We start from the raw sequence: 3,606 nt of genomic DNA on the forward strand, positions 1-3,606 counted from the left end.
CCAAGCGTATATAGGGGGGGGGGTCCCCCAGGGGGCGTGGCGTTCGATCGCCCGGTGGCGGACCGGTCAGCTCGGCACCTTCAGTTTCGGATTGTCGGCGAGGAAGGCATCGGCCCGGCCGGCCCGCAGTTCGGTGAGGAAGCGGCGACCGACCTGGGTCAGCTCCTCGCCCCGGTAGGCGTTGCCCCGGCCTACTCCCGCGCCCGGCAGGCCGACCAGCGTGAACGCGTCCGGCGACAGCCCGCTGAGGGCGTACGCGAATTCCACGATCTTTCGCCCGCCGACGTAGACCAGCATGTCCCCGAGCGCCCCGACCACCTGCTCGATCCGCTCGGGTTGGCGGGCCAGGTCGTCGTCGAGCATCTTGAGCACCAGCGCCCGGATCAACTGCTGCTGGTGGCGCTGCCGGGTGTAGTCGCCACCGGACAGGTAGCGCTGGCGGGCGTAGTCGAGCGCCTGCCAGCCGTTGAGGTGCCGGTCGCCGGGCTCGTAGACCATCTGCGGACCGGTGTAGCCGCCCACTCCGGGGCCCGGTTCGCGGTGCTTCCCGTCCGGCTGGCGGTGCCGCGAAACCACCCGCTGGTCGACTTCGATGTCGACGCCGCCCAGGCTGTCCACCAGCTTGTCGAAGCCGCCGAAGGTGAGCACGGCGCCCGCGTCGATGCGCAGGCCGGTGTAGTCGCTGACCGTCCGGCGCAGCAACTCGTACCCCTGTGCCGGGTCCGGTTGCTTCGGCCGGTCCGGCACCCGGCTGCCGTAGCTCATCGCGTGGGTGAGCTTGGTCCGCCCGCCGCCGTAGCCGGCCGGCGGGAACGCCGGGATGTCCACCACCAGGTCGCGGGGGAGCGAGAAGAGGTACGCCCGGGACAGCCCGGCCGGCACGTGCAGGATGAGCACGGCGTCGGCGTTCGGCCGCCAGCCGGGCACGCTGACTCGGGTGTCGATGCCGACCAGCAGCAGGTTCAGCGGACCTTTGATGTCCGCTCCCGGCGGCGGGGTGCTCGGACTCGGGCTCGGGCTCGGCTGCGCGCTCGGCGGTGCGGTCGGGCTGGTGGAGCCGGCGGTCGGCACCGTCCGGTCGTCGCTGACCGCCCGGGCCACCACCACCGCGCCGACGGCCAGCACGGCCAGCGTGACCAGACCGGCCAGCACCAGCGTCAGCCGTCTCCGGTTCCCTCCGAGCACCATCCCCCGCCTCCTTCTGCCGTACCGACCCAACGCCGTGAAACGGGCTCAGGGTTGCCTCCCGGCCCAGCATGGTGCCGGCGTGCCGGCCCGGCGACGGCCGGCCCGCTATGGGCCCGCCCGCCAGCCCGTGCCCGGCGCGGTGCGCCGTCGGGTGCGCGCTGCATGATCGCGCGGAAACCACTCCTGGCGCGAGAGCTACTCGGGAGTAATGATGCGTGCATGCGGTACGACGTGGTCGTCATCGGGTCGGGCTTCGGCGGCAGCGTCGCCGCGCTGCGACTGGCCGAGAAGGGGTACTCGGTCGGCGTTCTGGAGGCCGGCCGGCGCTTCGCCGACGACGAGTTCCCACAGACCTCGTGGCGGCTGCGGCGCTTCCTCTGGGCCCCGAAGTTGGGCTGTTTCGGCCTGCAACGGATCACCCTGCTGCCGGCGGCCGATCGGCGGGCCGGCGGCGGGGTGCTGGTGCTGTCCGGAGCGGGGGTCGGCGGCGGCTCGCTGGTCTACGCCAACACCCTCTACGAACCGCTGGACGCCTTCTACGCCGACCCGCAGTGGCGGGACATCACCGACTGGCGGGCCGAGCTGGCTCCGCACTTCGACCAGGCGAAGCGGATGCTCGGGGTGACCACGTACCCGATCGTCACCGGGGCGGACCGGGCGATGCGGCGGGTGGCCGAGCGGATGGGGGTGGGGCACACCTTCCAGGCCACCCCGGTCGGTGTGCACATCGGCCGGCCGGGGGAGCGGGTCGCCGACCCGTACTTCGGTGGCGTCGGGCCGGAGCGTACCGGCTGCACCCACTGCGGCGCCTGCATGACCGGCTGCCGTTACGGTGCGAAGAACACGCTGGTCAAGAACTATCTCTGGCTGGCCGAGCGGCTCGGTGCCCAGGTGCACCCGCTGACCACGGTGACCGCGGTCCGGCCGACCGGCGACGGCTACCAGGTGCACACCGAGCGGACCGGCGCCTGGCTGCGCAAGCGCCGGCAGGTCATCCACGCCGACCAGGTGATCTTCGCCGCCGGGGCGCTGGGCACCCAGCGGCTGCTGCACGAGATGCGCGACCAGGATGCACTACCCCGGCTCTCGCCCCGGCTGGGCGAGCTGACCCGGACCAACTCGGAGGCGATTCTCGGCGCCTCGATACCGCGTCGACGGGCCTGGGAGCGAGGGGTGGACTTCACCGAGGGGGTGGCGATCACCAGCTCGTTCCACCCCGATCCGCAGACCCACATCGAGCCGGTCCGCTACGGGCGGGGCTCGAACGCGATGGGCCTGCTCCAGTCGCTGCTGGTCGACGGTGGGCCGCACCGGGTGCGCCGCTGGCTCGGGCAGCTCCTCCGGCAGCCGGCCCGGGCCGCCCGGATGCTGTCCGTGCGCGGGTGGTCGGAGCGTACGGTGATCGCCCTGGTCATGCAGTCGGCGGACAACTCGCTGACCACCCGGGTGCGGCGCGGGCCGCTCGGTCGCCGGCTGGTCTCCGGCCCCGGGCACGGCACCCCCAACCCGACCTGGATCCCGGCCGGCAACCAGGCGGTCCGGCTGCTCGCCGAGGAGATCGACGGTACGCCGGGCGGCGCGCTGACCGAGCCGTTCGACATCCCGATGACCGCGCACATCCTGGGCGGGGCGGTGATCGGCGCGTCCCCGGCCGACGGGGTGATCGACCCGTACCACCGGGTCCACGGCCACCCCGGCCTGCACGTGGTCGACGGCGCCGCCATCTCGGCCAACCTGGGCGTCAACCCGTCCCTAACCATCACCGCCCAGGCCGAACGCGCAATCTCCCTCTGGCCCAACAGGGGTGACCAGGATCCCCGCCCACCTTTGGGATCGCCCTACCGCCCCCTACCCCCAGTCCCCCCACACCACCCCGCCGTCCCCCCAACCGCCCCCGCCGCCCTCCGCCCCTAGCCGCCCGCCGACCGACACGCCGCGATCTTGCACTTTGCGTCGCCGCAAAAGGTGCATAAAGTGCGTAACGGCGACCGAAAGTGCATGATCGGCGATGGCGGGCCGGAAGGGTGGTAGGCGAGGGGAGGCGTCGTCACGCTGGGTAGGATTGCCGGCTATGAGCCTGCCGCGTCCTGTCCTCGTGGTCGACTTCGGTGCCCAGTACGCCCAGCTGATCGCGCGCCGGGTGCGTGAGGCTCGGGTCTACTCCGAGATCGTCCCGCACACCATGCCCGTGGCCGAGATGCTGGCCAAGAATCCGGCCGCGATCATCCTCTCCGGCGGTCCGGCCAGCGTCTACGAGCCGGGCGCCCCGCAGGTCGACGACGGGCTGTTCACCACGGGCGTACCGGTCTTCGGCATCTGCTACGGGTTCCAGGCGATGGCCCGGTCGCTCGGCGGCACGGTGGCCCGCACCGGCAGCCGCGAGTACGGCGGCACCCCGCTGCGCCCCCGCCTGCTCGA

At 72.7% G+C, this 3,606-nt stretch carries 3 protein-coding genes; 2 read left to right on the plus strand and 1 reads right to left on the minus strand.

Going from position 1 to position 3,606, the window contains the following annotated elements; all coding sequences use genetic code 11:
- Nucleotides 1–66: 66 nt before the first annotated feature.
- On the minus strand, nt 67–1,188 hold the full coding sequence (locus AB0M52_RS32230) for an LCP family protein (protein WP_363961512.1): 1,122 nt from the start codon (nt 1,186–1,188) through the stop codon (nt 67–69).
- A 219-nt stretch (nt 1,189–1,407) separates the two neighbouring features.
- Here AB0M52_RS32230 and AB0M52_RS32235 point away from each other — a divergent pair, with 219 nt between their 5' ends.
- Nucleotides 1,408–3,102, plus strand: coding sequence for a GMC family oxidoreductase (locus AB0M52_RS32235; RefSeq protein WP_363961514.1), 1,695 nt, complete (start codon nt 1,408–1,410; stop codon nt 3,100–3,102).
- A 157-nt stretch (nt 3,103–3,259) separates the two neighbouring features.
- Nucleotides 3,260–3,606: gamma-glutamyl-gamma-aminobutyrate hydrolase family protein (locus tag AB0M52_RS32240; RefSeq protein ID WP_363961516.1), on the plus strand; the 347-nt coding region annotated here is incomplete at its 3' end.

The sequence above is a fragment of the Micromonospora sp. NPDC051296 genome, assembly GCF_040682255.1.
Classification (GTDB): Bacteria; Actinomycetota; Actinomycetes; order Mycobacteriales; family Micromonosporaceae; genus Micromonospora; species Micromonospora craterilacus.